The 25,800-nt window shown below is 60.9% G+C and carries 27 protein-coding genes; 13 read left to right on the top strand and 14 right to left on the bottom strand.

The window, feature by feature from the left end:
* Positions 1-95: 95 nt before the first annotated feature.
* Complete coding sequence (locus AB8A38_RS24670) at positions 96-659, bottom strand: c-type cytochrome, methanol metabolism-related (protein WP_410001844.1); 564 nt, start codon at positions 657-659, stop codon at positions 96-98.
* A gap of 34 nt (positions 660-693) precedes the next feature.
* Positions 694-2,499 carry a lanthanide-dependent methanol dehydrogenase XoxF5 gene (xoxF5, locus tag AB8A38_RS24665; RefSeq protein WP_089266008.1) on the bottom strand — a complete coding sequence of 602 codons (1,806 nt, stop codon included), beginning with the start codon at positions 2,497-2,499 and terminating at the stop codon, positions 694-696.
* A gap of 447 nt (positions 2,500-2,946) precedes the next feature.
* On the opposite strand from xoxF5, the gene AB8A38_RS24660 reads away from it, so the two are divergent.
* Positions 2,947-3,924: a helix-turn-helix domain-containing protein gene (locus AB8A38_RS24660; RefSeq protein WP_315843724.1), complete on the top strand. Its 978-nt coding sequence runs from the start codon at positions 2,947-2,949 to the stop codon at positions 3,922-3,924.
* Between the two features lie 119 nt (positions 3,925-4,043).
* A complete protein-coding gene (pqqA, locus tag AB8A38_RS24655; RefSeq protein ID WP_081421972.1) occupies positions 4,044-4,124 on the top strand; it encodes a pyrroloquinoline quinone precursor peptide PqqA in 81 nt (26 codons plus the stop codon).
* 87 nt (positions 4,125-4,211) lie between these two features.
* Here the strand turns inward: pqqA and AB8A38_RS24650 are convergent, their stop codons facing one another.
* Positions 4,212-4,520, bottom strand: a complete 309-nt coding sequence (locus AB8A38_RS24650; protein ID WP_175366351.1) for an EthD family reductase — start codon at positions 4,518-4,520, stop codon at positions 4,212-4,214.
* A 173-nt stretch (positions 4,521-4,693) separates the two neighbouring features.
* Here AB8A38_RS24650 and AB8A38_RS24645 point away from each other — a divergent pair, with 173 nt between their 5' ends.
* Positions 4,694-5,566, top strand: a complete 873-nt coding sequence (locus AB8A38_RS24645) for a hypothetical protein (RefSeq protein ID WP_439087761.1) — start codon at positions 4,694-4,696, stop codon at positions 5,564-5,566.
* 79 nt (positions 5,567-5,645) lie between these two features.
* Positions 5,646-5,855 carry a hypothetical protein gene (locus AB8A38_RS24640; RefSeq protein WP_068734580.1) on the top strand — a complete coding sequence of 70 codons (210 nt, stop codon included), beginning with the start codon at positions 5,646-5,648 and terminating at the stop codon, positions 5,853-5,855.
* Between the two features lie 3 nt (positions 5,856-5,858).
* On the opposite strand, the gene AB8A38_RS24635 is transcribed toward AB8A38_RS24640, so the two are convergent.
* The gene (locus AB8A38_RS24635; RefSeq protein ID WP_439087760.1) at positions 5,859-6,215 is read right to left on the bottom strand and encodes a hypothetical protein; all 357 of its coding nucleotides are present in this window, start codon (positions 6,213-6,215) and stop codon (positions 5,859-5,861) included.
* 103 nt (positions 6,216-6,318) lie between these two features.
* Here AB8A38_RS24635 and AB8A38_RS24630 point away from each other — a divergent pair, with 103 nt between their 5' ends.
* Positions 6,319-6,660 carry a hypothetical protein gene (locus tag AB8A38_RS24630; protein WP_439087759.1) on the top strand — a complete coding sequence of 114 codons (342 nt, stop codon included), beginning with the start codon at positions 6,319-6,321 and terminating at the stop codon, positions 6,658-6,660.
* A gap of 26 nt (positions 6,661-6,686) precedes the next feature.
* Here AB8A38_RS24630 and AB8A38_RS24625 read toward each other — a convergent pair whose 3' ends face one another.
* Positions 6,687-7,517: a quinoprotein dehydrogenase-associated SoxYZ-like carrier gene (locus AB8A38_RS24625; RefSeq protein ID WP_439087758.1), complete on the bottom strand. Its 831-nt coding sequence runs from the start codon at positions 7,515-7,517 to the stop codon at positions 6,687-6,689.
* Positions 7,518-7,572: 55 nt separating this feature from the next.
* Entirely contained in the window at positions 7,573-8,499 is a 927-nt protein-coding gene (locus AB8A38_RS24620) for a quinoprotein relay system zinc metallohydrolase 2 (RefSeq protein WP_439087757.1), read from the bottom strand.
* 156 nt (positions 8,500-8,655) lie between these two features.
* Here AB8A38_RS24620 and AB8A38_RS24615 point away from each other — a divergent pair, with 156 nt between their 5' ends.
* The 3 genes from AB8A38_RS24615 (at position 8,656) to AB8A38_RS24605 (ending at position 11,528) form a co-directional block, all read left to right on the top strand.
* A complete protein-coding gene (locus AB8A38_RS24615; protein ID WP_439087756.1) occupies positions 8,656-9,552 on the top strand; it encodes a substrate-binding domain-containing protein in 897 nt (298 codons plus the stop codon).
* A gap of 2 nt (positions 9,553-9,554) precedes the next feature.
* Complete coding sequence (locus tag AB8A38_RS24610) at positions 9,555-10,109, top strand: PQQ-dependent catabolism-associated CXXCW motif protein (protein WP_439088597.1); 555 nt, start codon at positions 9,555-9,557, stop codon at positions 10,107-10,109.
* Positions 10,110-10,172: 63 nt separating this feature from the next.
* Positions 10,173-11,528 (top strand): serine hydrolase domain-containing protein, encoded by a 1,356-nt coding sequence (locus AB8A38_RS24605; protein ID WP_439087755.1) that lies wholly within the window; start codon positions 10,173-10,175, stop codon positions 11,526-11,528.
* A 38-nt stretch (positions 11,529-11,566) separates the two neighbouring features.
* On the opposite strand, the gene AB8A38_RS24600 is transcribed toward AB8A38_RS24605, so the two are convergent.
* From AB8A38_RS24600 to AB8A38_RS24580, 5 genes are read right to left on the bottom strand one after another with little or no spacing between them, the layout of a single operon-like run.
* The gene (locus AB8A38_RS24600) at positions 11,567-12,175 is read right to left on the bottom strand and encodes a hypothetical protein (protein ID WP_439087754.1); all 609 of its coding nucleotides are present in this window, start codon (positions 12,173-12,175) and stop codon (positions 11,567-11,569) included.
* Positions 12,172-13,020, bottom strand: a complete 849-nt coding sequence (locus tag AB8A38_RS24595; protein WP_439087753.1) for an ABC transporter permease — start codon at positions 13,018-13,020, stop codon at positions 12,172-12,174. Before AB8A38_RS24595 ends, AB8A38_RS24600 begins: the two co-directional genes overlap by 4 nt.
* Positions 13,017-13,838: an ATP-binding cassette domain-containing protein gene (locus tag AB8A38_RS24590; protein ID WP_439087752.1), complete on the bottom strand. Its 822-nt coding sequence runs from the start codon at positions 13,836-13,838 to the stop codon at positions 13,017-13,019. The genes AB8A38_RS24595 and AB8A38_RS24590 overlap by 4 nt, the downstream gene beginning before the upstream one ends.
* Entirely contained in the window at positions 13,835-14,824 is a 990-nt protein-coding gene (locus AB8A38_RS24585; protein ID WP_439088596.1) for a YVTN family beta-propeller repeat protein, read from the bottom strand. The genes AB8A38_RS24590 and AB8A38_RS24585 overlap by 4 nt, the downstream gene beginning before the upstream one ends.
* Positions 14,824-16,005, bottom strand: a complete 1,182-nt coding sequence (locus AB8A38_RS24580) for an ABC transporter substrate-binding protein (protein ID WP_439087751.1) — start codon at positions 16,003-16,005, stop codon at positions 14,824-14,826. The genes AB8A38_RS24585 and AB8A38_RS24580 overlap by 1 nt, the downstream gene beginning before the upstream one ends.
* Positions 16,006-16,135: 130 nt before the next feature.
* On the opposite strand from AB8A38_RS24580, the gene AB8A38_RS24575 reads away from it, so the two are divergent.
* The gene (locus AB8A38_RS24575) at positions 16,136-16,648 is read left to right on the top strand and encodes a DUF3280 domain-containing protein (protein WP_439087750.1); all 513 of its coding nucleotides are present in this window, start codon (positions 16,136-16,138) and stop codon (positions 16,646-16,648) included.
* 13 nt (positions 16,649-16,661) lie between these two features.
* On the opposite strand, the gene fghA is transcribed toward AB8A38_RS24575, so the two are convergent.
* Complete coding sequence (gene fghA / locus AB8A38_RS24570) at positions 16,662-17,507, bottom strand: S-formylglutathione hydrolase (RefSeq protein ID WP_439087749.1); 846 nt, start codon at positions 17,505-17,507, stop codon at positions 16,662-16,664.
* Between the two features lie 71 nt (positions 17,508-17,578).
* Positions 17,579-18,199, bottom strand: coding sequence for a response regulator transcription factor (locus AB8A38_RS24565; protein ID WP_068734560.1), 621 nt, complete (start codon positions 18,197-18,199; stop codon positions 17,579-17,581).
* A 206-nt stretch (positions 18,200-18,405) separates the two neighbouring features.
* Here AB8A38_RS24565 and AB8A38_RS24560 point away from each other — a divergent pair, with 206 nt between their 5' ends.
* Together AB8A38_RS24560 and AB8A38_RS24555 are read left to right on the top strand one after the other, a co-directional pair.
* A complete protein-coding gene (locus tag AB8A38_RS24560; protein WP_439087748.1) occupies positions 18,406-19,827 on the top strand; it encodes an ATP-binding protein in 1,422 nt (473 codons plus the stop codon).
* Positions 19,828-19,933: 106 nt separating this feature from the next.
* Positions 19,934-22,351, top strand: a complete 2,418-nt coding sequence (locus AB8A38_RS24555; protein WP_439087747.1) for a TonB-dependent receptor — start codon at positions 19,934-19,936, stop codon at positions 22,349-22,351.
* A gap of 13 nt (positions 22,352-22,364) precedes the next feature.
* Here AB8A38_RS24555 and AB8A38_RS24550 read toward each other — a convergent pair whose 3' ends face one another.
* Positions 22,365-22,748 carry a YkvA family protein gene (locus AB8A38_RS24550; protein WP_439087746.1) on the bottom strand — a complete coding sequence of 128 codons (384 nt, stop codon included), beginning with the start codon at positions 22,746-22,748 and terminating at the stop codon, positions 22,365-22,367.
* Between the two features lie 205 nt (positions 22,749-22,953).
* Between AB8A38_RS24550 and AB8A38_RS24545 the strand changes: the two genes are divergently transcribed.
* Positions 22,954-24,735 carry an acyl-CoA dehydrogenase gene (locus AB8A38_RS24545; protein ID WP_439087745.1) on the top strand — a complete coding sequence of 594 codons (1,782 nt, stop codon included), beginning with the start codon at positions 22,954-22,956 and terminating at the stop codon, positions 24,733-24,735.
* 107 nt (positions 24,736-24,842) lie between these two features.
* On the top strand, positions 24,843-25,604 hold the full coding sequence (locus AB8A38_RS24540) for a crotonase/enoyl-CoA hydratase family protein (protein WP_439087744.1): 762 nt from the start codon (positions 24,843-24,845) through the stop codon (positions 25,602-25,604).
* Positions 25,605-25,800: the final 196 nt, after the last annotated feature.

Below are 25,800 nucleotides of genomic sequence, written 5' to 3'. Positions count from 1 at the left end.
CTCCCTCGGTCATTTGATCTTGCGTCATCCGGTCCTGTACTGTCCGAGTCTGCGTCATCCGGGATTGCAAGTCAGCGGCTCGCTCGTGATCCGCATCAGTGCGGTTTTCCCATGCAGGCGCTCTCGGCCTCCGTATAGGCTGCGGGCTTTTCCTCGCGCTTGCCCGGGCGGACGCGGCCGACCGCATCATTGGCGCGCGCACGCAGATAGATGTAGAGATCGTCCATGTAGCAGGCGACATTGGTGTTATCGCCAAAGGCCGGCATGACGCTTTCCTGCGACGTGCTGACATTCTTGCGGCCGCTGGCGACAACACCGAGGAAGTCGCCATAGCTCATCGTTTTCAGCGAGTCCTTCAGTGCCGGTGCGTAGGTCGATCCCATCCCATCGGGGCCATGACAAACGTGGCATTCCGAGTGATAGCGCCGGTACCCCGAATATGTGTACCAGTCGATGGTGCCATCGGCGGCGACGTTGAAGGTCGGATTGCCCTCCTTGTCCAGATACTTGCCGTCCTCCGATTTGACGGCTTTCGGATCGCCGGCATTCTCGGCGAAGCTCGTATTCCCAGAGGCCACGACAACAATCGTGGCAATGACAGACCAGATGTGACGCAATAGCTTGTCCTCGGCATGCGATTTCAGAAAAGACCGGCGCATGGACGAACCATGCGCCGGTGACTGATGCGTCAGTTCACTGTGGGAGTGCAAAGACCGTCAGCGCGCCGCCGAGTGCGGTATAGTTGGTCAGGGCTGCGTAACCACCGACGGCACCGAGACCGGCAGTCGGATCCGTCAGACCCGCTGCGAGACCGATTCCGGCCCAGCCGCCGACGCCCGACAGGACGGCGATATATTGCCGGCCATTGTTTTCATAGGTGGTGACGTTGCCGATGATGCCGGACGGAGTCTTGAACTTGTAGAGTTCCTTACCCGTCTTGGCATCGACCGCCTTCAGGTAGCCTTCCAGCGTCCCGTAGAACACCACGCCGCCGGCAGTGGCGAGCGCTCCCGACCAGACCGAGAACTGTTCCTTGTTGGACCAGACGATCTTGCCGGTCTTGTTGTCCCAGGCAATGAAGTTACCCATATGGGTTTCGCCCGGAGGCGGATACATCGACAGCGTCGCACCCACATAAGGCTGGCCGGCGGTGTAGTTCACCTTGAAGGGCTCATAATCCATGCAGACATGGTTGGTCGGCACATAGAACAGCTGGGTATCCGGCGAATAGGCTCCAGGCTGCTGATCCTTGGTGCCGAGTGCCGCCGGGCAGACGCCCTTGGTGTTGACGTCTTCACCTTGCTTCTCGGTGGAGTACTGATCGACCACTTTCGGGCGACCATAGGTCGGCGACGACTTGTTCATGTCGACACCGGTGGTCCAGTTCACCTTCGGATCGTATTTTTCGGCAACCAGCAATTCGCCGGTGACACGGTCCATGGTGTAAGCGAGGCCGTTACGATCGAAATGCGTCAACAGCTTGCGGTTTTGGCCGTTCATCTGCTGATCGCTGAGGATCATTTCGTTGACGCCGTCATAGTCCCATTCGTCATGCGGCGTCATCTGATAGACCCACTTGGCCATGCCTGTGTCGGCATCGCGCGCGAAGATGGTCATCGACCACTTGTTGTCGCCCGGCCGCTGCTTCGGATTCCAGGTCGAGGGATTGCCCGAGCCGTAATAGACGAGGTTCAGCTCCGGATCGTAGGAGGTCCAGCCCCAGGTGCAGCCGCCGCCGATCTTCCACTGATCGCCTTGCCACGTCTTGATGCTGGAATCCTTGCCGACGGGCTTGCCGAGTGCGGTGGTCTTCTCCGGATCCACCATGATCTGGTCGTCCGGTCCTTCCGAGAAGGCGCGCCAAGCAAGCTTGCCGGTCTTCAGGTCATAAGCGGTCATGTGGCACTGGACGCCGAATTCGCCGCCCGAGATGCCGATCAGCACCTTATCCTTGACCACCAGCGGGGACGACGTGCCCGTTGCACCCTTGCCAGGGTCGCCGTTCTTGACGGTCCAAACTTCCTTGCCGGTCTTGGCGTCGAGTGCGACCAGCGTGGTATCGGCCTGATGCAGGAAGATCTTGCCGTCCGCATAGGCAACGCCGCGATTGACGGTGTCGCAGCACATCACCGGAATGACGTTCGGATCCTGCTTCGGTTCATACTTCCAGACGATCTTGTTGTCCTGCGACAGGTCCATTGCGTAGACCTTGTTCGGGAACGGCGTATGTACATACATCATGTTGCCGATGATCAGCGGACCGCCTTCGTGGCCGCGCAGAACACCGGTAGAGAAGGTCCAAGCCACCTGCAGCTTGCCGACATTAGCCGCCGTGATCTGGTTCAGCTTCGAATAGCGCGTATTGGCGTAGTCGCCCGCTGGCATTACCCAGTCTTTCGGGTTCTGCGCCATCTTTGTCAGTTCATCATTGGCGATGGCAACACTCGCGGCAGAGGCCGCCATTGTGCCAAGACAGGTCGCAAGCAGCACCTTTCGCATCGTGATGTCCTCCCAGACATAATGCCGGGTCTCGTCAAGCGGCCCAGCTTCATTTTGGTATCTATGAGTAGCAAGATCCGCTGCTGCATACTTGCCCAAGAGCGAAGCAGGCTTGCTCGACAGAGAACCCGTGCAAGATAATTTTCTCGTACATTGACGAAAAACCTGAACGCTATCTGGAAAGTCCGCGCCTTTCGCACTGCACACGGATCGCCGCACTGCGACCTAAGGGTGATGTTTCACTTGACGGGGCTGGTATCGAGTCAGAGGATCGACAAGGAGAAGTGAGTTACTCTGACCACGATTCACGAGCTGCGGGCTGTGCCTTTACATATTGTTTTGCACATTCTTCCATATGTGCTTCGTTCGATATGTGCTTCGTTCTGTAAGTATAGTTCCGTCGCGCGGCCTATTGTTACGTGATGGTCTTTGATCGGTGAATTGTTCATGTCCGATACGCTTAGTTCTCTCAGCACATCCGGATTGACGCCGACAAGGCAGATCCAGGTTTGGTCAGATGCCCTGACCGATCTGTGCGGGCGATTTGACATCGATCCGCTGGAAGCATCCACATTCGATGCGCTGATCAGCTGCACATCGGTTTCGCGGCTGAAATTGTGTCACATCGAGGCGAGTCAGCATCGAATCGGCCATGCGGCCCCGCGAATTAGGCAAAGCGATCATCCATACGTGAAGATCGTGTTCCAAACTTATGGCGTCTCGCATTTCGAACAGGACAGTCGCCGGATCGATATCGGGCCCGGCGATTGCCTCGTCTATGACGTGTCGTGTCCGCACACCATCGTCAGCCCGGCCTTTACACGCCACGACGTCGTGATCGTGCCCAAGGAGTTGCTGCATGAGCGCGGCCTCGGCGCGGGAAATCTGGCCGCCTGCAAACTGTCGGCGCGCGCCGGCACCGGGCGCATCGCGCACGAATTTGTACAGGCCGCCTTCCACGAAGCGACCAGACTATCGCCAAACAGTGCCATCGGTGTTGCCGATTCACTGATTGATCTGTTGCTGTTGCCGCTGCGGGAAGTCGACATGACGCTTGATCGTGTCGGGCCGGAAGCCATGTATGTCCGTGCGCAGGGTTTCATTCGGGAACATTTGCGGGATCCCGAGCTCAGCATCGATCAGATTTCGTCTGCATTGCATTGCACCAAACGTTATCTGCATATGCTGTTCAGCGACCGCGGGATAACTGTCAGCGACTATATCTGGCAGGCGCGGCTGCAGAATTGCCGGCAGGAACTGGAAGCGCAGAACGGAAAGACGATCACGGACGTCGCGTTTTCCTGGGGCTTCTCAAGTTCTTCGCACTTCAGTCGCGTGTTCCGGAAGTATTTTGGCGTGGCTCCGTCCGCGATTCACAGAGCGCATCACGGCCATCAGCGGCCTGCCCTCACCGCGGAAGTGTAGTTACACTTTGGTTGCCTGCACATTTTGCGCCGCAACCTGAGGAGTTAAGTTGAAAGACGTCGCCTCACTGCTTATCGTGCGGCGGCGCAATCATCGCGCAAACCTCTGAGGAGACCAAGATGAGCTGGAAGACTCCGAAGATCGTGGAAGTGCAGGTCGGCATGGAAATCAACATGTACGCCTGCGCGGCCCGTAAGTGACAGATTGATCGTCTTGATCGATCTCTCCCGGCTCGCAGACTACGGTTTGTGAGCCGGGCAGAGGCCGCTGAACGCGCGTTGCGGCTGTCAGACGTCCTTCGTGTCGAAGATCAGAAGATCTACGCCGCCATCCGCAAAATTCGCGAGATCGCCTGCTGCGGCCTGCCCTTCCGGCGAGGCGAGGCCTAGCTTGAGCGCTGCAACCGTTTCGAAATCCAGCGCGGCGACCAGATGAATATCGCTGTCACCCGTCGGCGTTGTGACGCCCCCTGTGCTGACACCATAGTGTCTCAGCCCCGGAATCTTCTTTGCCAGCGGGATATGTACAGATTGATAGTATTTGTCGAAGGCTGCAGGCTTCTTCGGTGTTTTGTAGAGGACCAGGAGTCTCGCCATAGACATATCCTTCCCTGACTATTGGCACTAACGGCGCCCCGCATGTGTATAGCAACCGATCCTGGTGCGATGTTCAAGTCAATCGCAGAGACGTCTTCGCGGCTGGGCCAATTTCGACTAGGCTCGCGCGGCGCGTTATCTTTATATACGTCTCTCTTCGATGACAGGATTGGATGCAGGTGCAGCGCGGCGTCAGGACAGTCTACGCGGCGATTCTTGCATTCAGCACGCTGGCCGTGCCACGCGTGCAGGCCGGTGACATCGATACCGAGCATATTTTCGGCTTCATGATCGGCAGTGACGTCGGCCGGGTGGGCGAGCGAGAATTCCAGAGCGAGACGACCGGGCGATTCGGCAAATCCGGCGGTCGCTACCGCGCGGGCGAGCAGGAATTCGAACTGGAGTTCGTTCCCGCCAAGGACATTCGCATCGAGATCGGCAGCAGCTTCTCAGCCCATCGGATCACTGGCGTTCCCGGATTCGCCGATCAGCGCACGCTCGCCTGGCAGGGGGTATCGCTGGATTTCCGCTACAGATTTCTCGATCGCGAAACGGCCCCCGTCGGCATGACGCTCGCGATCGACGCGCAGTTCAACGGGATCGACGAAACGAGCGCAGCGCGGGTCAGGAGCTACGGCACGGGGCTCACGCTGGCCTTCGATCGCGAGATCGTCCCTGACGTCGCCGTTGCGGCGCTCAATCTGATCTATCAGCCGGAATGGACGCGCTATGTCGATACCGGAACGCGGGAACGCGAGGCGAGCATCGGAGCGGCGCTCGGCGTCATGATGCAGGTGCGTCCCGGCATCCTTCTCGGAGGCGAGGCGCGCTATATGCGCCGATATGAAGGGATCGGCCTTGGCGAACTGGCTGGTCAGGCGCTGTTCGTCGGGCCAACCGCCTATTTCCAGCTTTCTGACCGATCACGACTGACTGCAAGCTGGAACACCCAATTATGGGGCCGTTCGGAGGTGCCAGGATCGACGCTGGATCTGGTCAATTTCGAACGTCACCAGGCCCGTCTGGTTTATGGGATCAATTTTTAGCCTGGAAATCGCCGAAACTTCGCGCTGACGGGCGCGTATTTCGGATGTTATCGTCCGGTGAACGATCAGGGATGCCGACATGAATATGATCAATCTGGTCCTGACAGTCTGCGCGGTGATGTCGCCAAACACCTGCGAAGAGCGGAACCTGTCGTTTACGGCGGACTTCTCGCTGCATCAATGTGCCATGGCAGCGCCGCCCTACATCGCCCAGTGGATCGGCGAACATCCGAAATGGACCGCGGTGAAGTGGCGCTGTGAATATCCGCATAGCCATGACAAGGCATGATCGTTACTTGTTGCAGTCCTGCAGGTCCTTGTCCGCAATTGAGAAGACGGCATCGGCCTTGATTTCGATATTCCTGACCACGCATTGGCGCGCCTCGGAATAGCTGACCTTGGCGTCGTAACTGCCGGGCTCGATCCCCGTGATGCGCAGCCGCTCGTCGTGATCGACTTCCTTATCCTTGTCCGCCAATGTCAGGTTGGCGCTCCATTGCTGCTTTCCGGCCGGGGATAGCTGGAACCCGGTAATGGTCGACGTCGTCAGGTTCCAGAGCCGGATGCCCTGGCCGGCTTTGCCCTGAGCATGAGCTTGGCTTGCGAAGAGCAGCAATATGACAGCCATCGATAGAGATGCGCGCGACATGTCCCCTCCATATCTGTTCGGCTTATTGAGCCGTTTCGTTTTCTTAGTATAGTTTGCCGGTCGTCTTCGCCAGCTTTGCGAGGCTCTCGTGGGACCCGATCGAATGACAGGATATCTCGCCCCGTTTGCGATCATTGCCGTTTTGTCGGGGTCAGCAAGGGCCGCGGAGATCAATGACTATCCGACCTCCGCGCGCGCCGAATATGTCTTCGGCTGTATGAAAGCGAACGGCGAGACCCGGCAGTCGATCGAGCAATGTTCGTGCTCGATCGATGTCGTGGCGTCGATTGTGCCCTATACCCGCTATATCACGGCGGAAACGGCGCTGAGCATGTCGCAGGTGCGCGGCAATCTGAGCGCCCAGTTCCGGACCTCGGAGCAGGCCAACAGTGCCATCAATGACGTCAGGCGTGCCCAGGCCGAAGCTGAAGTGCGCTGCTTCTAGCGCTATCGCCGGCATGATGCGCCGCGTTACATGCCGGAGCCATTCACCTTCCACTCATGCCTGAACTGATGTCCATCGGTGTCCTTGGCCTCGGCACGGAACGTCTTTGCGCCATTTGAGACGTAAGTGAATCGAATATTCGGGTCTTCGGAGATCGAGATGCCGCCCTCCACCGACAGGACCGGGCTGTTGTCCTGCCAAAGCTGGAGCCGGTCGACATAGAGGGCCGGAATATAGAGTTGCGTGACCTGATCCATCTGCAGGCCGGAATTATTGGGGTGGCCGATCATGACCTGCGCCTCTCGCGCACCGCTTTTTTCCTCGTTTTGCGCTCCAGCAAACTCCCTGTAGCGCATCTGGCCCAACCGGCCCTTGGCCTCTTCGGCATTCTTCGCCGCAGGTGCAGAGCAGCCGCCGGATGCCTTCACATAGGTTTGCACCACATGGAGCTTGCCGTCACTGGTCTCGGCGACGGCATGGACGTTGGTGTAGTTGTTGATTCGGACACGCGTTGAAATCTCCGAGACATTTGCGTCGGCCCCGAGCTTGAATTTCGCGGCCATGGGCGCCGGGTTCTGGTCGATCACCAGCGTGATCGTCACCACCCGCGAGCGTGCGTCCGACGTCGGCTTAAGGCGCAACGTCACCGGCACGATGGCGGCATCCTCCGCGCGCGTCGGCATCTCGAGTGCAATCAGGTTGCTGCCATCTTCCATCGGTCGGCTGTCGAAAATGTCCTGCACCAGCCCCGGCCATGGATCGTAAGGCTCCGGACCAGCCGCGGACACAGAATGCGGACTGAGTAAGGCGCTCAGCAGGATGGCGGCACAGACGCTGCGGATTGCAAATTCCGGCATGGTACGGCCCTCGCAAGGGAAGAAGCGACGCGCTTGATACTAACCCAACCGGCGCTCATTCCCATTCAAATTGTGAGTATGCTGCAGTTGCGTTGCGGACGTTATAGTCGTCAAAAAGCTCCCATTTGCCGCGTTCGGCTTCTGCCGCGTGTTTCGTAGCTGCCGCGATCGGTTTGCCGTCGATGACGTCCTTGCGGATACCGGACGCGAGTGTTTCGAGATACCGGCGTTCGGCGGCGAGGGCTTGCGGCCAATCGCTCACTGGACCATGGCCGGGAACGACGCGTTCGGCCGGCAGCGCCGCGAGATCGTCCAGCAGCTTGAGCCACGCCTGGATGCTGCCATCGAGCACCGGGATATGGCGGAGAAAGACCAGATCTCCAGCGAACAACGTCTTCGTCGCCGAGTCGAATACCGTGACGTCGCTATCGCTATGGGCGGTGGGCCAGGCTTTCACGACAAGTGTGCGCCCGCCAAGATCGAGGACGAGCTCGCCATCGACGAGCCGGGTTGGCGGTACGATACGGACGTCATCGATCAGCGCGTCGCCCATGCTGCGCCTGAATGCGTCGAGATAATACTGTCCGCGTACAGCCAGTGCCTGCGGCAGCCTGATATGGCCGACGAACTCGGTTCCGTCAGCGACGAAAGCGGCGTTACCGAACATATGGTCGGGATGGCCATGGGTATTGATGACGTAGCGAATGGGCTTGTCTGTATGTGCGCGAATGGCGGCCAGTAGTTGCCGCCCCTCCCGCACGCTGCCGCCGGTGTCGATCACCGCAACAGCCTGCTCGCCGATCACGACGCCGATATTGGCGATGGCGCCGTCATTGTCCGACGACATCAAGGCAATGCGTCCCTGATGCACGAAGACGCCCGGTGCGATTTCGCTGATCGCCAAAGTCTGCTGCTGCGCGCGAGCGGATGCGAGCATTGCCAGCATGATGAGCGCTGCATGCATCGCAAGACGAGATGTCATTTGCATCTCCATATCACCCCGGGGGAAGCAGCGACTCTGCAATCGCCCGGAAAGTGCGGCGCAACATCGGAAGCGCCCCATTGCATCTTGCACGCTTAAAACGAGAGGCCTAGGTTTTTGTCGTGTCACCCATCAAATGTGAACGGCAGGTAGCGCATGCAGCACCGAGCGGAACGATCCGGAACACGTCGCGCGCTACTCACATCGCTGTTCGCGAGTGCGCTGTTGCTTGAGGGCATATGCACCGCGCTTGGCCAGACTGCTGCGACCGACGATCTCTCGATCGAACTGGTCGATCCGCAGGTGCTGCGTGTTTGCGCCGATCCGCGCAACATGCCGTTCTCGAATGAGAAGGGCGAGGGTCTGGAGAACAAGCTCGCCGAGCTGTTCGCAGCCAAACTGCAGAAGAAGCTCGATTACGTCTATTTCCCGCAGGCGACGGGCTTCGTTCGCATGACTCTCGGCGCGCATCGTTGCGATGTCATCATGGGCTTCCCGCAGGGCGACGACCTCGTGCAGGGCACCAATCCCTATTACCGGACGGCTTATGCGCTGGTGTCGAAGACCGGCGCCGGTCTCGATGACGTCACGACGCTGGATGACGCCAGGTTGAAGAGCAAGCATATCGGCATCGTGGCAGGGACGCCGCCGGCGACCAATATGGCGGTCAACGGCCTGATGGTGAATGCGAAGCCCTATCCGTTGGTGATCGATACCCGCATTGATTCATCGGCACTGGCCATGATCAAGGATCTCACATCCGGCGATATCGACGCTGCGATTCTGTGGGGGCCTATGGCCGGCTTCTACGCCAAGAATGCCAATCCTCCGCTTCATGTCACGCCGCTGGTCAAGGAAACCACCGGACCCCGCCTCGTCTATCGCATCGGCATGGGCGTGCGCTCCGCGGATCAGAACTGGAAGCGGCAGCTCAACCGGCTGATTCAGGAAAACCAGCCGGCCATCAACAAGGTCCTGCTCGATTTCGGTGTTCCCATTCTCGATGAGAACAATCGTCCGATCGGGCCGGAGGCCGCGGCCAAGTCGCCGTGACCATGCGTTACGCCATCCTTCTCGCGATGGCACTGGTGATGGTCACGTCGGCGCAGGCGCAGGACGCCGTGCCCGAGCCCGATGACTATCGCACCGACAATTATCGCGCGCCGGTGCCGGCAACGCTGAAAGGCGCACAGATCGTTACGACGAAAGAGGCCGAGGCGATCTGGCGCGACAAACGCGGCACTTTCGTTGATGTCATGCCGCGTCCGCCGAAGCCGGCCAATTTGCCACCAGAGACGGTCTGGCGCGACAAGCCGCGGCGCAACATTCCGGGCAGCCTGTGGCTGCCCGACACCGGCTATGGCAGGCTGGCCGCCGGCACCGAGACCTATCTGCAGGACGGTCTCGCGCGCGCATCGGCCGGCAACCGTACCGCGCTTCTGGTGATCTACTGTCAGGCGAATTGCTGGATGTCCTGGAATGCAGCGAAGCGCGCGCTGTCCTATGGCTACAGCAATGTCGTCTGGTATCCGGAAGGCACCGATGGCTGGGAGTGGGAGTATCTGCCGCTGGTGGATGCACAGCCTGAACCGCGGTCGCCGGCGAACTAGGGCGCTCTTGGAACCATCTTCCGCGCCATAGTAAAAGACTCCCCTTGGCTGGGATAAGACATCATGCATTGGGCGCTCAGGCTTTTCGGTTTCGTCGTCGCTGTTTTGGCCTTGGCGATACTCGGGCTCGGCGGTTGGATCGTCATCGCCCATCAGGACGAATTACAGCTCGCCTCCGCTGCTGCGGCGAAGACCATCTGCTCGAACGTATTCATGGCCGAACGCGAAGCGGATGCGATCTTGCGTACCGACCTGCTGGCCCTCGGACATCCGATCTTCCGCCTCATGAAAATCGATGTCAGCGCCGCCGACCACAGCGTCGACGCCAGTCTTTTCGGTTTTTTCGCCAAACGTCACGCCCAATATGTCGAGGGACGGGGCTGCACCAACGTCCTGAACGACCAATCTTGGGACCGCCCTGCCGCACTGCGACTCTCGTCTACGAAAGACGCCGACAAGCTTTGGCCGACCGGCGAGAAGGCGCAATTATCCGACAATGCACGTTTGCAGGCGGCGGTGAACAATCCGGTATTTCAAGGTCCCGGCATGCGCGCCATCGTTGTCGTTCACGACGGGCGCATCGTCGCCGAAACCTATGGCCAGGGTTTCACAACTTCAACGCCCCTGCTGGGTTGGTCGATGACCAAGAGCGTCACGGCGGCACTGGTCGGCCTGGCCATCAAGGACGGCAAGCTTTCGCTCGATCAGAAACATCTGTTTCCGCAATGGGCGGGGGACGCCCGCTCGGACATCTCGGTCGCCGATCTGATGGCCATGTCTGGCGGACTGGAATGGAACGAAGATCAGGGGCGACACACCGACCCGGGGCGCATGGAGTATCTCGTGCGGGATGCGGCGGCTTTCGCGCGGGATCGAAGGCTCATCGCCTCACCGGGAACCAAATTCCACTATTCGTCCGGCGAGTCCGTCCTGCTGACGCGACTGTGGCAGAACGCGATTGGCGAGGGAGCTCTGTCTTATCCGCGCGAGCGGCTGTTCAACCCTTTGGGCATGAATAGCGCCGTTATCGAAGCCGACGAGGCCGGCACGTTTCTCGGCGAAGGCTTCCTCTACGCCAACGCGCACGATTGGGCGCGCTTCGGCGAGTTTTTGCGATTGCGCGGGGAATGGAACGGCCAACAGCTTTTGCCGGCGGGCTTTGTCGACTATATGCGCTCACCTGCGCCAGCGTCCGATGAGGGCCAAGGCCCCGTCTATGGTCGTGGACAGCTTTGGTTGGCCCGGGGCCAAGGATTCGATCTCCCTGCCGACACGTTTATGTTGCAAGGCCACCTCCGTCAGGTGATCGCGGTCATTCCCTCGCGCAAATTGGTGATCTTGCGCATGGGATTAACGCGTGAAGATATTGGCTTCAGCAACGCGAAGCTGCTGCGCGCCATCATCGCCGCAGGCTTTTGAAGCTTGCTGGACATATGGGTACACGCCCTGGCGCGATACTATTCCATCTCCTGCTGGATGGTGCGGCTGAGCGCGAACAGGCGCTGGTCGATCAGCGTCGGCACCTCGCAGACGAAGGTGACGACGCGGCGGCGGTCGTCGAAGATGCGGGCTTCCCATAGCAGCTTGTTGTTGAGTTCGTCGATCTTCGCCTGATCGGGTGGCGACGCGGTCTGCAGTGTCTGCAGCGCGGCCGTGTCGGCGCGGACGCGATCGGCCGCTTCGCGCTGTTTGCGCGTGACGCGTTCGAGACCGGCCAGCACCGTCGCGCGCTGCGCGTTCAAACTGTCGAACAGCCCGGCGAAGATCAGTTTGCCTGCCCTGGCCTTGTCCGGCGATCGCGCGAGAAAATCCGTGATCGCCTTCTGCGCTTCCTCAACGGGCACGCGCCGTGTCGCCAGACGTTCCACAAGCGCGCTGACCTGAGCATCGTCCTTCCAGGCGCTGGCGACATCGTCGATCGGCGGTCCGGCCCAAACGGCAGCCAGCGAGATTTCCGGCACCTTGGCCTGAACGCACGGCCAGTCGGGATAACGCGGATCGGCGGCCTGCGCAGCGCCCGACCAGATCAACAAGAGTGTTGCGACGATGCCGATCGGTCTGTTCATGTCTCGCCCCCGGCTGGTGCCCGGCGGGCAAGGCCGCGGCCGGGATCGTAAGCAATGATTGCACCGATCATGAATACGGCGGTACAGCCCGCGACAACGGCAAGGGAGACCCAGTTGACCTTGTCGTAGAGCGCGAAGCGGATCAGTTCGACCGCGTGTGTGAAGGGATTGAACAGGCAGAGATAATAGAGCATCGGGCTGCCCTCCTGCACGCGCCACAAAGGATAGAGCGCGGACGACGCAAAGAACATCGGGAAGATCACGAAGTTCATGACCCCCGCAAAATTCTCCAGTTGCTTGATGCGCGACGAGATCAGCATGCCCAGCGATCCCAGCATCAATCCGGACAGGATCAGTGCCGGCAGAACGGTGAGATAGCCGATGAGCGGCGGAGCGATGTCCCAGAACCACGCGATCAGGAGAAACGCATAGACCTGCAGCAGGGAGACCACTGTCCCGGCCAGCAATTTGCAGACCAGCAGGAACCAGCGCGGCAGCGGGCTGACCAGGAGCGTCCGCATATTCCCCATCTCGCGGTCATAGACCATCGAGAGCGACGACTGCATGCCATTGAACAACTGGATCATCGCGATAAGGCCCGGCGCGATATAGACCTCATAGAGAATATAGGTCTCGTAAGGCGGGATGATCGAGATACCGAGCACCTGCCGAAAGCCGGCGGCGAAAATGAACAGCCAGACCAGCGGACGCACCAGCGCCGAGACGAAGCGTTCGCGCTGATGCAGGAAGCGCAACGCCTCGCGCCGCAGGATGCCGTTGAGGCAGGTGACATAATTGCCGAAACCCAGCTTGCGATGCTCGTGCGTGACAAATGTTGTACTCACGATGACCTCCCGCCCCGGTCGGCCGCCTCGGTCATGCCCCGGAAAGCCATGTCGAAATTGGCAGCGCCGGTTTCGCTCAGGATCTGCGTTACCGAACCGCGTGCAAGCACATGGCCGCCATGCAACACGACGAGATCGTCGCTGGCGGCGATCTCGTCAAACAGATGTGTTGCCCACAGCACGCCGATGCCTTGTTCCGTGACCAGCATCCGGACATGCGCAAGAATATCGGCGCGCGCCTGCACGTCGAGGCCAACGGTCGCTTCGTCCAGCAACAGCAGCCGCGGCCGATGCAGCAGTGCGCGAGCGATCTCGAGGCGTCGCATCTGCCCGCCGGAGAGATCACGCACCCGGCTGTTCACCCGGTCGGCAAGGCCGATGCGCGCAATCACCTCGTCGCCGCGCAGGCGGGCCTCGCGCCGCGCGATGCCCTGCAGCGCGGCATGATAGAGCAGGTTCTGCATGACAGACAGATCGAGATCGAGCGTACGCGGCTGAAACACCACGCCCAGCAGCCGCAAGGCTTCGCTCGGCGTTTCGCTGATGTCGTGGCCGAAGACGCTGATCCGTCCAGTTTGAATACCGAACAGCCGGGTGATCAGCGCAATCAGCGTACTCTTGCCCGCGCCATTGAGGCCGAGCAGAGCCGTGAAACTCGCCGGTGCGACATTGAAGGAGACATCCGACAGCGCCTGCCGACGACCATAGCAATGGCTGATGCCTGCGACCGACAGAGCGGGTGTGACCGCCGGCGCGTCAAATGGCTCGGGCGCGTCGTGCGCGATCTGGTCAGGGCGGGATGTGTCGATTGTGGTCATGGCCGTGCCATGGCGACGCCCCAGGGCAATTCGCCGACCTGAATGGTCTTGATGACTTTCTGCGCCACGACGTCGATGACCGAGACATCGTTGGAGACGCCATTGGTGACCAGCAGATATTTCTCATCGGGGGTAAACGCCATGTGCCAGACCCGCTGGCCCACCAGCAGATACTTGATCACTTTATGGGTCGCCGCATCGACGATGGCGATCCGGTTGGCGGGGCCGAGCGCGATGAAAGCAGTTTTGGCATCCCGGGTCATGCCGATACCCACCGGCTGAATGGCTTCGCGCCGGAGGCCGGGAATGTTGAACTCGATCTTGTCGGTCACGACCCGCTTGGCCGGATCGATCACGGACACGGTGCCGCCGATCTCGGAGGACACCCACAGTTCCGAGCCGTCGCGCTTGAATTCAGCGAAGCGCGGGCGCGCATCGACCAGGACATTGGCCACGATCTCGCGCGTCGCGGTGTCGATGAAATGCGCCATATTGGTGGTTTCGGACGTGTTGATCAGGATCTTGCCATCGGGGCTGATCGCCATGCCTTCCGGCTCGACACCGACCTGCACGTCGCCGATGCGCACGCGCTTTTCGAGATCGAGTACGGTCACCGTGTTGTCGTTCTCATTGGCGACATAGAGAATCTTGCCAGCGGCATCCTGGGTGAAAAGCTCAGGATCCGGACCCGATGGGAGCGAGTCGACCACCTTCTGACTGGCAACGTCGATGATCTGAATGGTGTCGTCGTCGCCGACCGCGACAAGTACCGATTTGCCATCGCGCGTCAGTTCGATACCGCGCGGACGCTGACCGACCTTGATGGTCGCGGTGACGGTCCAGCTGTCGGTGTCGATCACCGAGACCGTGTTGCTCTTCTCGTTCGACACATAAGCGAGAAAGGCCGATGCAGGCGCTGCTGTTGCAAGCCATGTCGCCGCCCCACACAGCCAGACACGACGCAGCATCTTCGATCTGTTCATCATCATTGCAGCCTGCATTTGCTTTCCGGACGATCTATACCGAGCGTGTCGAGCTCCGAGACCTGATGCAGGAAGCCGTCCTGCGGCGATACCGAAACCACCATGCGCCCGTCGACCAGCAGGATGGGCTGGCGTAGCTGCAGGTTCCAGTCGCGGATCGTGAGCCGCTGCCCCTTGAAGCCGGCGATGGAGAAATCGGGGGACTTCAGAAACGCCAGAATGGCTTTGCCATCGCCCGAATTCGTGCGGGACGCGGCTTCGCCGATCATGCGGGTCGCGAGCCAGGCCTGCATGTCGCGCGCTGTCATGCGGCGCGCGTTCAGCTTGGTGAAGCGGTTCTGGATCTGCACGGCACCCCATTGATCCTGTGCGGCATGCCAACTGGTCGGCACCAGACCCGCCGATCCCGCGACCGGTCGCGGATCCCAGGTGCGATATGGCAAATAGGATGCGAAGACTTCGCTCTCGTCGGCGGCGATCATGACGTCATAGGCCGGTGCCTGTTGCGTGAAGACCGGGATCTGGCGCTGGATCAATGTAACGCCGCTATCGGTGCGCCGCGCGCCGCCGGTGTCCTCGAAGACACGTTCCTGCACGATCTTTGCGCCGAACCGGGCGGCGGCACGACGATAGGCGTCGGCTTCAAGCCGATCGTCGTCATGCGAGCCGACCACGAGCAGCCAGCGTTTCCACTGCTTCCACACCAGATATTGCGCCAGTGCATCCGCCAGCATCGATCGCGTCGGCGCAATATGGATCACATTGGCACGGCAGTCCGCCTCGCGCAGCCGATCGTCGGCGGACCCCACATTGAACAGGATGCCGCCGCGGTCACGCACCGCGTCCGCCGCCTGCAGCAATGCATCAGGCGGCAGGTCGGTAATGATGAAACTATTACGGCCAGCGAGATTGCGCGCGGCTCCGGCGACATCGTCGCCCTCCTTCACACGGACCTCTTCCAGCCCGAACTGCTGCTTCAGGAACCTGCCCGTGGTGTTGTTGTCCTCGATGGCGAGCCGCGCCCCGGCGATGCCATCGTTCTCGGACGGTAATTCGACCAGCGAAAGAGTTGCCTTGATGCCGGCCTGACCGAGATAACCGATGCTGATCATCAGCGGTTCGGCCGCCAGCGCAGACGACGTCACGGCGCATAGACTGATCGCGCCGATCAACCACCGTATCATGTTCCCTCCGGCTACTCCTTCCCGGCTTGGCGCCGGTGAAGGGTCTCGTGCTTGAAACATGAACCAATTATCGTAGCTTGCAACCTCGGATTCTGCCGACGCGTTGCATTTTAATGATGCGAGGTCCGCGATGAGAGCCCTATCGATCACCGTGCTGTTACTGATGATGACAGCGACGGCTCACGCCGCAGCGCCTAAAGTCGCGGTGTTCAACTTCGAATGGCTGGATACGAGCCTTGAAGGCGAGGTGAAGGGACGCCGCAGCGACGAGCAGGCAAGACTGCTCCATGCTGCCGACCAGCTTCGCGAGCAGATGAAGCAGTCCGGCCGTTTCGAGCTGCTGGATATGTCATCCCTCAATGTTGCGGCGCAAGGCCGGAATTTGCAGGCATGCGGCGGCTGTGACGTACAACTCGCGCAGCAGATCGGTGCCGACCTCGTCATTACGGGGCTCGTACAGAAGGTCTCGAACCTCATTCTCAATATGAACATCACCCTGCGAAATGTTCACACCGGGCGGCTGGTTGCCACAATGAGCGCCGACCTGCGCGGCAACACCGATGAAAGCTGGTCGCGGGCGACAAGCTATCTGGTGCGCAACCGCCTGCTCGCTCCGAATTACGGTGTCCCGCAGCCGCAGTAATGCGAGCCGCAACTCACCCTTTGAGCCGCGCCGCGTGCCAGCGCAGATGATCGGCCATGAAGGTCGAGATGAAATAGTAGCTGTGATCGTAGCCGGGCTGGTGGCGCAGCGTCAGCGGAATGCCCGCCTTTGTGCAGGCGCTCTGCAGCAGTTCAGGCCGCAATTGTTCGGCCAGAAAATTGTCGGCGTCACCCTGATCGACCAGTAATTCGGGGAATCGCGCGCCGTCCTCGATCAGGGCAACCGCATCGTGCTTTCGCCACGCCGCTTTGTCGTCGCCGAGATAGCCTCCCAGCGCCTTGATCCCCCACGGCACCAGCGATGGCGCTACGATCGGAGCGAACGCGCTGGCCGCGCGGTAACGATCGGGATGACGTAGCGCAATGGTCAGCGCGCCATGCCCGCCCATGGAATGGCCGAGAATCGACTGACGACTGCTATCGATGGGGAATTGGTCGGCTACGAGCTGCGGCAGCTCCTCGGTCACATAACTCCACATGCGATAGTTGCGCGCATAGGGCTCCTGGGTGGCATCGACATAAAAGCCGGCGCCAAGGCCGAAGTCATAGGCATTGTTGGCATCACCGGGAACATCGGCACCGCGCGGGCTCGTGTCCGGTGCAATGAAGATCAACCCCAATTCGGCGCATGCGGCACGAAAGTCGCCTTTTTCGGTGACATTGGCGTGGGTGCAGGTGAGGCCCGAGAGATACCAGACCACGGGCAGCCTGACGCCGTCCTGATGCGGCGGCACATAGACCGAGAATGTCATGTCAGTTCCGGTCGCGCGACTGGCGTGTTTGTAGACGCCCTGTGTGCCGCCATATGATCGATTGAGCGAAACTGTCTGCATGGTCATGACTTTACCGGTTGGATGCGGCAGCGATGCGACATCGCCGAAACAAGTGATGTCTGGTCAGGGACGCCCGGTCAGGCGATGCCACGCTCGATGGCGAAGCGCACCAGTTCGACTGAGCTGCGGACGCCGAGCTTTTGCCGCATGAGTGACGATGTATTGGCGACCGTCTTGTAGGAGGCGTGAACCATCCATGCAATCTCGGCGAGGCTCTTGCCGGCACCGAGCAGTCGCAGGATCTCCATCTCGCGCGAATTCAGCTTCGACAGCGGGCTTTGCGTCAGCGCAGGCCCGGCAAAGGCAAGGCTTCGCGCCATCGCCGGTGGGAGATAGACGCCGCCACGCGCAACCTCATAGACGGCCTCCAGGAGATCGTGTGGGTCGCCGGTCTTGGAGACATAGCCCTTGGCGCCACTCTCGATCGCACGGGCAGCGAAGATCGGGTCGTCATTCATGCTGAACATGATGATGCGCATCGTGTCGTCGCGCAGCAGGATGCGCCGCGCCAGTTCATATCCGGACACTGTCGGCAGATTGATGTCGATGATGCAAATATCGGGATCGCCGGTCAGGAAAACCTGCTCCCCACTGGCGGCATCGGACGCTTCCAGCAGTTCGATCTCCGGATCGTCCGCGAACACCGCGCGGCAGCCCGATGTGACGATGGGGTGATCATCGACGATCAGAACGCGCATGGGTTAACCCCGTAAACTCTGTCGGCCAGAAACTCTGTCAGCAAGTCTCGGCCTGCTCCTCGATTGCTGCGCTGCATCAGCCGCGCGCCTTTGGAGTGACATGATTGACAATCGAAGGTCGCCTCGATCCGATATGATCGCCGTCGAATTTCGCTGTCAAGTTCATAGTCGCGGCATGCAGGCGAGATGCGAGTGAAAGCATGGTCATGTGGCAGAATCTTTCGCTGCGCGCGCGGATCAATCTCCTGGTAGCGCTCGTACTCGCTCTTGGCTTGGTCGCCAATGTCGTGCGGCTCGCGCTGGAAGCTGGCCCGCGCGTCCAGGCCGAGGACCAGAGCGTTATCCGGCTGACGCGTGAAGTCATCGAAAGTATCGGAACTGGCCTGAGCGAAGCACAGGATCCGAATGCGCGGCTCGATAAAATTGTCGCCGATCTCAATCGATTGCGACATGTCAGTATTGTCAGGCAAGGCGATGGGAACATGCCGTCCCCGAAGAGTGACGGTCAGGATCGGAGCGACGGTGCAGGCTCTCCGCCATCGTGGTTCGTATCCTTGATTCACCCGGAGCGGATATCGGAGTCGGTATCGGTGATGGTTGGCGAGAAGCGACAGACGCTGCTGATCACCTCACATCCCGATGACGAGATGCGGGAAATATGGGACGGCATCGTCACCCAGCTCGCACTCAGTCTGATCGTTGCAATGGTGCTGTTCGTCGTCACGAGCCTGGTCGTTCGGCGGGCGCTGGCGCCGCTCGATGCATTGTCGCAGGCCATGGTCGATATCGAAGCGGGGAACTATCAAGCGCGCGTCGCCCCCGCGGGAGCGCCGGAACTTGCCGCGCTCTGCATCCGCCTCAATCATCTCGCAGCCACATTGGGCGATGTGCTCGAAGACCGGCGGCGTCTGGCGCAACGGGCCGTCTCGCTGCAGGATATTGAGCGCAGGGATATCGCACGCGAACTGCATGATGAGTTCGGGCCGTATCTGTTCGCCCTGCGCGCCCATGCAGGCGCAGTGATGCGTCTCGCCGATCACGATCCATCGGGGACAGGTGCCTTGTCGAGGCACGGCACTGCCATTCTGGCGCAGGTCGATGTCTTGCAGCACTTCAATCGCCGCATTCTCGAGCGATTGCGCCCGGTCGGGCTGACGGATCTCGGTTTGTCCGGTGCCATTACGGTCTTGCTGCGTCTCTGGCGCGAATCCCATCCGGAGGTCGTCATCGAGAGCCTGGTATCGCCGACGCTTGCTCCCCTTGGTGAGGTCGCCGAGCTGACCGCCTATCGCGTCGTTCAGGAGGCACTCACCAATGTGTTCCGCCACGCACAAGCCTCTGCCGTGAGCGTGACCATCGAACCGGTGATGGGGGCGGCGGCGAAGCCTGACTGTGACAACGTACTGGTCCGCGTGCGTGACAATGGCCGCGGCCTCGATCCTGATCGCAATGGCGGCTTTGGTCTGGTCGGCATGAGAGAGCGGGTCTGGGCCCTGGGCGGGACGCTCACGGTCAGATCTGATGTGGACGGTGTGACTGTCGAGGCTATCATTCCCGTGACGGAGCCGCTGCCAAATCCGCCTGTTACGCGCGATCGGGAATTTGTCCCGACTTTATCGGGAAAATAACTGAGACGGATTTCGACATTTGCAGATAGCGCAGCCTCTCACACTCGCTAGTATCACGCTACCGAACGGTGCCATCAGAGCGCCGACGCGGAATGGGGTGAAACAGATGCGCGTAAGAGTGCTGGTCGTGGCTTCGCTGTCGACGGGTTTTCTACCGGTTTCCGAAACGGCTTTTGCGCAAAGTCCGCCTGGAGAGCCGCAGGTGCTGCCTCCGGTGGTGGTGTCCGCCCCTGCCACCGCCAGCAAACGCGGCCCCCGGCGCCAGACCACCCAGCGGGTCGCCGAGCGGCCGCGTACGGTCTACGTCTATCCGACCACGCCGACGTCGCGTTCCGGCATCGACGTCGACAAGGTCACGGCGAGTATCAATTATGTCGATGCCCGCGCGATCGAACGCGCTAATTCCCTGAACGTCACCGATGCGCTGCAGCAGCAAGTGCCCGGCATTCTGATCAACGAAGTCGCGGGCAATCCCTTCCAGCCCGATCTGCAATTTCGCGGTTTCGTGGCGTCGCCGGTGGCCGGTACGCCGCAGGGGCTCGCGGTCTATCAGAATGGCGTGCGTATCAACGAGGCCTTCGGCGACACCGTCAATTGGGACCTGATCCCGACCGCGGCGATCCGCTCGGTCAGTGTGGTCACCAACAATCCCGCCTTCGGCCTCAATGCGCTAGGCGGCGCGGTCAACATCCAGATGAAGGACGGCTTCAACTATCAGGGAGCCGAGCTCAGCACGATGGGCGGCTCGTTCGGCCGCATCCAGGGCTCGGCGCAATGGGGCAAGCAGGTCGAGGGCTTCGCCGTCTATGGCGCCCTCGAAGGCCTGCATGACAAGGGATTCCGCAACTTCGCGACATCGGACGTCCGACGCTTTTATGGCGATGTTGGCTATCGCAGCGACAGCAGCGAGCTTCACCTCAATATGGGCGTCGCCAACAACAAGTTTGGCGCCTCGGCGACCGTTCCGGTCGAACTGCTGCAGCAGAATTATGGCGCCACCTATACGACGCCGCAAACCTCGAACAACCGCGTCGGCTATCTCAATTTCACTGGAAAGGTCGAGGCGACGCCAACCTGGACGGTGGAAGCGGCAGCGCATCTGAGATTCTTCCGGAACAAGACCCAGGATGGCAATCCAACCGGCACCCAGCCCTGTGAAGATCCGACCCTCTTGTGTTTCGGCGATGACGACACGCCGGCCAATGGCCTGAACGGCGCGCAAATTGCCAATCCCTTCGCGCCCGGTGCCGTTCTTGGCGAGAATGATCGCACCTCGACGCGCTCGACCACGGTGGGCGGCTCGCTGCAGGCGACCAACACCGATCAGCTGTTCGGCCATAACAACCGCTTTGTCGTCGGCGCCAGCTATTCGTCCAGCGCCAGTCATTTCACAGCCAGCGCCGAACTCGGCACCATCGGCCCGGATTACATCGTCACCGGCAGCGGGATTTCCCTCGGTCAGTCCGGCGATCCGATCGCGATCGGCCCGGTGTCGCTGCGCACCACCAATCGATATGGCGGCATTTACGCGCTCGACACGTTCGATGTGACCAATGCCTTTTCGATCACCGGCGGCGGTCGCTTCAACACAGCGCAGATCGTGCTCGAGGATCAGATCGGCACCGCGCTCAACGGTGACCACACGTTCAATCGCTTCAATCCGATCATCGGCGGTACCTACAAGATCACGCCTGAGCTGACCGCCTATGCCGGCTATTCGGAAGCCAACCGCGCGCCGACCCCGCTGGAACTCGGCTGCGCCGACCCTGCCAATCCCTGCATCGTCGGCGCCTTCCTGATCTCCGATCCGCCGCTCAAGCAGGTGGTTTCGCATACGATAGAAGCTGGCCTGCGTGGTACCAAAGAGCTGAATGCCGGCACGCTGGGCTGGAAGATCGGCGCCTTCCGCGCCACCAACACCGATGACATTCTCGCGATCCCGAGCCCGGTGCTGCAAGGCTATGGCTATTTCCAGAATGTCGGCTCGACGCGCCGGCAGGGCATCGAGGCGGAAGTCACATTGCGTGCGCCGACCCTGCAGCTCTATGCCAGCTATGCCTTCGTCGATGCGCGCTTCCTTGATCCGCTCGCGATCGGCTCGAACAGCCCGTTCAAGGATGACGACGGCAACGTCCAGATCCTGCCCGGCAACCAGATCCCGGCGATCCCGCGTCACCGCGTCAAGGCCGGGTTCGACTATGCGCTGACGGACGCTTTCAAGGTCGGGGCTGATGCGCTGTTCGTCAGCAGCCAGTATTTCGTCGGTGACGATTCCAACCAGGCGCCTAAACTTGAAGCCTATACCGTGTTCAATGCCCACGCGTCGTACCAGATCGACAAATCCGTGCAGGTCTTCGCCCGCGTCGACAACGTCCTCGACCGACGCTATTCGACCTACGGGACTTTCTTCGAGACGGACTCGGTGCCGAATTTTGCCAATGGCGGCGCTCAGTTCACAGACGCACGTTCGGTCAGCCCGGCGCGGCCGCGTGCCTTCTATGCGGGTGTGAAAGTCAGGTTCTGACGAACGCGGGCGATCAGGCCCGCGTCCAGTAGCGATAGCCGAGCCACCCGATCAGGAGTGCGCTCGCCAGCCACAATGTGATGATGGCGATCATGCCCGATCTGCTGGTCGGGCGTTCTGCAGCCTCGCGCGCCTTGATCCGGTACTCCGCCATCACCTCGCTTGGGACCAGCGCCACCACGAGCCAGATGCCCAGCGGCACGATGATCAGGTCGTCGAGATAGCCAAGGACCGGCACGAAGTCCGGAATGAGATCGATCGGCGACAACGCATAGGCGGCGACAGCGATCGCGAGAACTTTCGCAAACCATGGCACCCGCGGATCGCGCGCGGCGAGATAGACGGCATGCGTGTCCGTCTTGATCTGTCGTGCCCAGCTTTTGATCCGCGTCAACATGAATGCGTCGTATCGTACAAGTCACCTTCAGGATAGTCATTGAAAATGCTGGAGAAGTTGGCGGATCTTGCTTCCCCCTACGGAGGCCCGGATCTTCCTGCCCCAGCCACAGCGCGCCCCGGATGCGCCCTTTGGCGTGTTGAGGGGGCGCCCGTTTCGTGGGAAGACGGCGGAAAGCTGAAAGAATTTCCGGGAGCAAGATGCCATGACCTACCGAGCACCGATCAACGACATGCTGCTGGCCCTCAATCACGGCGCCGGCCTGCAGGCGGCCCTGAAAGCCGGGCATTATGGCGATTTCGACGCCGATATGACCGCTGCGGTGCTCGAAGAGGCCGGCCGCTTTGCCAGTGACGTTCTGGCGCCGCTCAATACGGTGGGCGACAAGAACGGCATCAAGCTCGCAGATAACAAAGTCACCACCGCCCCCGGCTGGCCGGATGCCTATGCGCGCTGGACCGCCGCCGGCTGGAACGGCGTCTCCGGTCCCGAGGCCTTCGGCGGACAGGGCCTGCCGCTGGCCGTCAATGCCGTCTGCACCGAAATCTGGAGCGCGTCGAATATCGCCTTCGGCCTCTGCCCGCTGCTGACGCTGTCGGCCATCGAAGCACTCGATGCCCATGGCAGCGACGAGCTGAAAAAGATCTATCTGGAGAAGCTGGTCACCGGCGAATGGACCGGCACCATGCAGCTCACCGAGCCGCAGGCCGGCTCCGATGTTGGCGCGCTGCGCTCGCGTGCCGAGCGCCAGGCGGACGGCAGCTATCGCATCTCCGGCACCAAGATCTTCATTACCTATGGCGATCACGACATGACCGATAACATCGTGCATTTCGTGCTTGCGCGATTGCCCGATGCCCCCGCCGGTACCAAGGGCATCTCGCTATTCCTGATTCCAAAATTTCTCGTCAATGCCGACGGCTCGCTCGGCGAACGTAACGACATCCATGCGTCAGGCGTCGAGCACAAGCTCGGCATGCACGCCTCGCCCACCTGCACCATGACCATGGGCGACAAGGGCGGCGCCATTGGCTACCTGATCGGCGAGGAAAATCGCGGCATGCTGTGCATGTTCACGATGATGAACCAGGCCCGGCTCGGCGTCGGCCTTGAAGGCGTCGGCATTGCCGACCGCGCCTATCAGCAGGCGCTGGCTTTTGCGCAGGAGCGTAAACAAGGCCGCGGCATCGGTAGCAAGACGGCCGGCATGGATCCGATCATCGTGCATCCCGACGTCAAGCGCATGTTGATGCAGATGCGCTCGCTCACCGCTGCTGCGCGCACCATCTGCTACGCCACCGCCGTGGCGCTCGACATCGCCGCGCGTTCGCCCGACGCCAAGGTGCGCACCGAAGCCGCTGCCCGCGGCGCCCTGCTGACGCCGATCGCCAAGGCCTTCTCCACCGATATCGGCAATGAAGTGACTTCATTGGGCGTACAGATCCACGGCGGTATGGGCTTTATCGAAGAGACCGGCGCGGCACAGCACTACCGCGATGCGCGGATCACGGCGATCTATGAAGGCACCAACGGTATCCAGTCGATCGATCTCGTCACGCGAAAGCTCGCGGCATCAGGCGGCGAAGCCGTGTGGGCACTGCTTGACGAACTCGGCGGCATCGTGTCGCGCGTCGAGGCCTCCAACGATCCCGGTTTCGGCACCACCGGCGCAAAACTCCGCGACGCGCTCGGCTCGCTGGAGCGTTCGAGCAAGTGGCTGCTGGAGAAGCTGGCCTCGGCGCCAAACGACGCACTGTCCGGCGCCACGCCCTATCTGCGGCTGTTCGGCTCGGCGCTCGGCGGCTGCATGCTGGCGAACGAGGCGCTTGCAGCGCGCGACATCGACGGCGGCAGCGATGCGACGCGTTATGTCACGCTGGCGCGGTTCTTCGCCGAGAATGTTGCGGTGCAGGCCGGTTCGCTCGAACGCACCGTGATGGACTCCAGTGAATCCGTGATGTCGGCCGATGCCGTTTTGCTGGCATAAACCGTCGCCCACCATATCGGCCGCAGCGGATTGATGTAATATCCGGCAGAGGAAACGCGGCAGCCGCGCTTTTTGCGGGGCGCTATGGGCTATGCCAGGGAATTGACATGACCGAACATCTGATCGTGACCGACGAAGAGGCCACGCGCGTGATCACGCTGCGCCGGCCGGAAAAGAAGAACGCGCTGACGCAGGACATGTATCACGCCATGTCGGACGCGATCGACACCGCGCAGAACAATCCCGATATCCGCTGCATGATCATCACCGGCGGCTCCGGCGCCTTCACCGCGGGCAACGACCTGCAGGATTTTCTGAAGGACAGCGCCGAAAAGGCCGAGTCCCCACGCGCGTCGAACGCCGTGAAATTTCTGTATTCGCTGGCGCAGAACACCAAGCCGATCATCGCCGCGGTGGATGGCATTGCCATCGGCATCGGCACGACCATGCTGTTCCACTGCGACTACGTGCTGGCCTCGACCACCGCAACCTTCTCAACGCCGTTCATTCATCTCGGCCTGGTGCCGGAAGCCGCCTCCAGCCTGCTGTTCCCGCGCACCATGGGTCATCAGCGGGCCTTCGCCGCGCTGGTGATGGGCCGCACGATGACGGCGGAAGATGGCCAGGCCGCCGGTTTCATCAACGAAATCGTGCCGCCCGGTCACACCGAAGTCGAAGCGCGCAAGGTCGCCCGCGAAATTTGCGCCCTGCCGGTGGAAGCCGTGGCAATCTCGCGCCGGCTGCTGAAGCTCCCGCCCGAGGATCTCACGCGGCGCATCGATCAGGAGAGCCATCTGTTCGGCGAGCGCATGAAGTCGCAGGAAGCGAGCGCGGCGTTCAAGGCGTTCTTCGCGCGCAAGAAGGCGTAATGATTCTGAGCTTTCTTAACCTCTCCCCGTTTTTTACGGGGAGAGGTCGCCGCTCGCTACGCGAGCGGCGGGTGAGGGGCATGGCGCTGTCATCAACGCAATCGTGACGCCCCGTGTCGTTTTCGCGTCAAACGACGGCGTCACTAATAGCTATCCACCGCGACCGAAGCTGCAAATATCCGAACTGAGAGACCTT

It is taken from the genome of Tardiphaga sp. 839_C3_N1_4, assembly GCF_051811045.1.
Lineage (GTDB): Bacteria > Pseudomonadota > Alphaproteobacteria > Rhizobiales > Xanthobacteraceae > Tardiphaga.
Note: the sequence above shows the minus strand (reverse complement) of the source record. Positions and strands in the feature narration are given on the sequence as shown.